4 protein-coding genes are annotated in these 4,832 nt (G+C 69.3%); 2 read left to right on the top strand and 2 right to left on the bottom strand.

Features of this window, described 5'->3' with window-relative positions; translation table 11 throughout:
- On the top strand, window positions 1-1,974 hold a 1,974-nt coding region (locus tag ABZ453_RS50440), incomplete at its 5' end, for a LuxR C-terminal-related transcriptional regulator (protein ID WP_359026725.1).
- A gap of 339 nt (window positions 1,975-2,313) precedes the next feature.
- Here ABZ453_RS50440 and ABZ453_RS50435 read toward each other — a convergent pair.
- Both ABZ453_RS50435 and ABZ453_RS50430 read right to left on the bottom strand, forming a co-directional pair.
- The gene (locus ABZ453_RS50435) at window positions 2,314-2,712 is read right to left on the bottom strand and encodes a type IV toxin-antitoxin system AbiEi family antitoxin domain-containing protein (protein WP_359026723.1); all 399 of its coding nucleotides are present in this window, start codon (window positions 2,710-2,712) and stop codon (window positions 2,314-2,316) included.
- Window positions 2,709-3,563 carry an IS5 family transposase gene (locus tag ABZ453_RS50430; protein WP_359026721.1) on the bottom strand — a complete coding sequence of 285 codons (855 nt, stop codon included), beginning with the start codon at window positions 3,561-3,563 and terminating at the stop codon, window positions 2,709-2,711. Before ABZ453_RS50430 ends, ABZ453_RS50435 begins: the two co-directional genes overlap by 4 nt.
- A gap of 107 nt (window positions 3,564-3,670) precedes the next feature.
- On the opposite strand from ABZ453_RS50430, the gene ABZ453_RS50425 reads away from it, so the two are divergent.
- Window positions 3,671-4,832: ribosome-inactivating family protein (locus ABZ453_RS50425; RefSeq protein WP_359026719.1), on the top strand; the 1,162-nt coding region annotated here is incomplete at its 3' end.

Here is a 4,832-nt window from a genome sequence, read left to right as displayed (position 1 = left end):
GCCGTTTTCCTGGCCCGCCGCAGTCCGCTGATCGTGCTGGACAACTGCGAGCACCTCATCGACTCCTGCGCCGAGCTCGCGCACGCGCTGCTGTCCGCCTCCCCCCAGCTGCGCATTATTACGACGAGCCGCCGGGCGCTGGGGATATTCGGCGAGCATGTCTTCGCCGTCCTTCCGCTGGCACCGGACGACGCGGGGGAACTGCTGCGCGACCGGACCACCGCCGTGCGCCCGGAGTTCCGGATCACCGAGGGCAACCGCGCCCAGGTCCGTCAGCTGTGCGAGGACCTGGACGGGCTGCCGCTCGCCATCGAACTGGCCGCGTCCCGCCTGCGGACCCTCACCATCGACGAGGCGGTGAACCGGCTGGAGAACCGCTTCGGGCTGCTCACAAGTGGCAGCCGGGTCGCCCGGCCGCACCAGCGGACACTCCGTGCGTTGATCGACTGGAGCCACGAGCTGTGCACCCCCGCCGAGCGGCTGCTGTGGAACCGGCTGTCGGTCTTCGCCGGTGCCTTCGGCCTGGACGCGGCCGAGGCCGTCTGTGCGGGCGACGGCATCGATCGGGACGAGGTGCTCGATCTCCTCGACCGGCTGGTCGCCCAGTCCGTCGTCCTGCCCACCGAGCACGAGGGCATGCCGCGCTACCGGCTGCTGGAGACCATCCGCCAGTACGGGCGGGAACAGCTCGCCGAGTCCGGCCAGGAGCAGCAGACGCTGCGCCGGCACGACGCCTTCTACCTGGCCCTCGCCGAGCGCATCGCCGACAGCTGGTACGGCCCCGGCCAGCACGAGAGCCTGGCCCGGCTGCGTGCCGAGCATGCCGATCTGCGCGCGGCCCTGGAGCGGGGTGGCGACCCGCAGGCCACCCTGGCGCTGGCCGCCGCGCTGCGCTTCCACTGGTGCGAGGGCGGATTCCTCGGTGAGGGGCGCCGCTGGCTCGACCGGGCACTCGCCGCCGCGCCGGAGCCCACCCCGGCCCGGGCCAGGGCACTGTGGGTCGCCGCCCTGGTGGCGGTGCTGCAGCGCGATCACGCTACGGCGTACCAGTGGCTGGACGAGGCCGGAGCGCTGGGCGAGCAACTGGACGCCCCGGTTCTGTGTACCGACGTCCAGAGCCTGCGCGGCACGCTGGCGCTGTTCAGCGGCCGGCTGGAGGAGGCCGTTTCCCTGCTGGGGGCAGCGGCGGCCGATCTCATGCGGGCAGGCGAGGAGATCGGGGCTGTCTACGCTCTGATTCAGATGGCCACTGCCCAGTCCCACCTCGGGGATCCAGGCACCACGGAGACCTGCAGGCAAGCGGTCGCCCTCGCCGAGGCGCATGACGAGCGGTTGGCCCGCGCGCATGCTCAGTGGACGCTCGGCTACGACGCCTGGATGCGCGGCGACCTGGCGGAGGCCTCGGTCATGATCCGGACCGCGCTGGAGAACGAGCGGGGCTTCAACGACTACGCCAGGGTCGCACTGATGCTGGACAAGCTCGCCTGGGTCACCGCCGCGGCCGGTGACCACAAGGAGGCGGGGCGGCTGCTGGGGGCCGCGCGTGGCCTGTGGCTGGACATCGGCATGCCCATCTCGGCGTTCGGCCCGCACATGGTCGAGCAGCACGCCCAGTGCGAGGAAGACATCGTACGGGCCCTGGGCCTGGCGGGTTATGAGACGGCCCTGGCGGAGGGGGGCGGCCACCGGGGCACCGACGAGGCCATCGCCTTCGCCCAGCGCACCGCGTCCGAACCAGCTGTCGTGCCTGTCCCTGCCGCGCCCGGTGCTGCCCCAAACACGCTGACCCCCCGGGAGCGGGAAGTGGCCGCGCTGGTGGCCGAAGGCATGAGCAACCGGCAGATCGCAGCCGCGCTCGGACGCTCCTCACGCACGGTCGACGGCCACCTGGAGAACATCCTGGCCAAGCTCGGCTTCGCCTCCCGCGCCCGGGTCGCCTCCTGGTGGACAGCGAACCAGGCACCCACCCCGTAGGACAACCCCGTAGAAATACCCGGGCCCAGTGGGCTCGGGACCGTAGAAATGCCCATGGCGTCGAGGCTGGTCCCGCGCCGATCCTTCCGGCATGACACACGACAAGGCGGGCTCTTCTGCGCCGCGGGGCTGGGCTCCGCAGCACGGGAAAGCGCCGGACCCATGTCAGTCACCGCTTCCGCGCCCCGACACCTACCGCGCCCGGAAGCGCCAGCCGGCCACGGGCACCAGAAGTACGTGAGCGCCCCGGGCCGGCACGAAGGACACCGTCGAGATCGGCAACCGCCGCACGTTGCAATCCAGTCAATGGGTCGCTGACAACAAGGAACTCAGAGGGCGTTAAGTCCGTTTCTGATATTGGCCGCGTCCGGGTTGCTCAAGGAGTCCCTGGCGGACGAGTCGGCCCAGGCGGGAGCGGGTGACGTTGATCGAGGGCTCGTCCGTGGGCAGGCCAAGGTGTTCGTGCAGATCGCGGACGCGGAACACTTTCCCGGGATGCTCGTTGAACGCGGTCACGATGCGCTGGTAGACGGTGGCGTTCTCCGCGGCGGCGGGTTCGTGGTCGGGCGTGGTGAGGCCGTCGATGACCTTGCGGGTGGCGGCCAGTTCGGCCAGGCGGGCCTCGGTCTCGGCCAGGGCGGTGGTGAACTGTTCGATCTGTTCGCGTAGTTGGTCGGCGCGGGCGGCGGTCTCGTCGTGCTCGGCCTGCAGCAGCCGCAGGAGTTCGTGGGCGTTCACGCGGCCAGCTCCATCTCGTCCCGCCAGGCGGGGCTCGGGACGGTGAGGCGCCGGAGCATGCCGGCGGTGGCGGCCCAGTAGACGCGGGAGGCCGCGTTGTCGGGCCGGTGGTCGTAGTCACGGGCCAGGCGCCGGTGCAGCATGAGGGTGCCGTTGACCTGCTCGACCCGCCATCGGATGGGCTGTGGGACGAAGCCTTTTCCCTGGTTGGCGGGGTTGCGGCGGACCACCTCGACGGTGATGTCGTTCACCGCCCCGTGGATGATGACGGCGTCCTTGAAGCCCTGGTCGACCAGGGCCTTCTCCAGGCGCATCCCGCATCGTTCGGCCGCCTGGTCCAGCAGGGCGATGCCGGCCTCGTTGTCGTGCGCGGAGGCGGGCAGGACCACCACACCGATGATCAGGCCCAAGATGTCCACGGCGAGTCCGCGCTTCCTTCCGGGGGTCTTCTTGTTCGCGTCCAGTCCCGTCGTCTTCTTCGGCACCCCGGCCGCCACGCGGACGGACTGGGTGTCGATGATCACCAGGGACGGGTCCTCTAATCGTCTGGCCCGCTCCCGCACCTGACAGCGCAGGATCTCCTGGATCCGCTGGTCAAGGCCGTCCTGGCGCCACAGGGTGAAGTAGTAGAACACAGCAGACCAGGCCGGGAGGTCGTGCGGCAGGAGCCGCCACTGACAGCCCGTCCGGTTCTGATAGAGCAGCGCGTTCACGACCTCGCGCAGGTCGCAGGAGCCCGGGTCCCCGGTCGCCGACCGCGCCACCCGCTCCTGCTTCCACGCGGTGACCAGCGGCTCGATCAGCGCCCACTGCTCGTCGGACAAGTCGGTTGCGTACGGCATCCGTTCCATGCCCGCGACCCCATCATGCACACGACATGATGCGAGGACGGAACCGTCCCATCACCCACGAACGGGCGACACCAGACCATCCCGAACGGGACTTAACGCCCTCTCAAGTGACGAACACGGAGCGGGGCCTTTCCCGTAGATCATTCCTGTCCGCCGCGACGGCCGTCGCGGCCGCAAGCGCTCTGGCCGGCGGCGCTGTGCTCGCCGGCGCTCCCAGGGCGGGCGCCGCTACCGGCGCGAACGTCGAGTGGCGACTCACCAGTGATCCCGCAGACGCCAGGGCCACCTACGCGGAAACGATCAAGGGGATTCTGAGTCATACGAGGGCCTACCAGATCGCACCAAGAGACGGAGTCCGCCCCGTCTCGATCACCTTGCAAAACGGGGACGACTGGTACACCGCCCTTGACGTGCACGCCGAGGACAGACCCGAGTTCATCCGGATATTCATGCGCCGGTCGGACGCCTACATCATGGGTTGGCGCCAGGGCACCGAGAACGGAGTCGGTGACATAGCCTGGGGCAACTTCTTCACGCTGGAAGCCGCAGCGTACGCAACCCTGCAGGATGGGACCCTCAACCCTGCTCGGCTGCCGGATTCCACAGCCTCGAACACGAGCAGGCGGCACGAGGGACTTTCGTCCTACACCGAGTTGGAGCGACAGGGCGGCATCAGCCGGGTCGGCATGCAGATCACTCCCGCCAACCTCAACGAGTCCGTACTGGTCCTTCAGGACGGCCTCGGCAGTACCGTCAGGGACGTGGCGCGGTCGCTCCTGCGGGTCATCGTGGCGTTCGCCGAAGGAGCCCGGTTCCGGGACCAGGCGGCCGCGACCGCCACGGCGTTCGGCAACGGCCAGCCGTACACCGTGACCGAGCAGCACGCTCAACAGCAGAACAGCTGGCTTGATCTCAGCAGGCAGTTTTTCGCTTGGCTGTCTGTGAACTGGAGAAACAACAACGTCGCTTACCCAATGGCGTTGGTGAGCCTGATGATGGCGCACCACTCGGGCCAGGGCGACGCCAACCGCCACAGAGAGCTTGACGAGACCGCGACGTGCTACGTCTCGCAGGACGGCTTCGCCGACCACACGACCGTGCAGGATGCGATCGACATGGCCCCCGCTCACGGCGCGGGGTACCGAATCGTCATCGACAAGGGCGTCTACCACGAGGTGAGTCGGCGGCGGGAATCTCACCCGCCGCCGCTCTCAGAACCGTGCGGGAGCCTCTCGGCTCACACGGCTCCCGTCGCCCAGCCATCAGGCT

The sequence above is a fragment of the Streptomyces sp. NPDC005799 genome (assembly GCF_040630525.1).
Lineage (GTDB): Bacteria > Actinomycetota > Actinomycetes > Streptomycetales > Streptomycetaceae > Streptomyces > Streptomyces griseorubiginosus_B.
The sequence above is the reverse complement of the archived record's forward strand: the minus strand, read 5'-3'. Positions and strand labels throughout refer to the sequence as shown.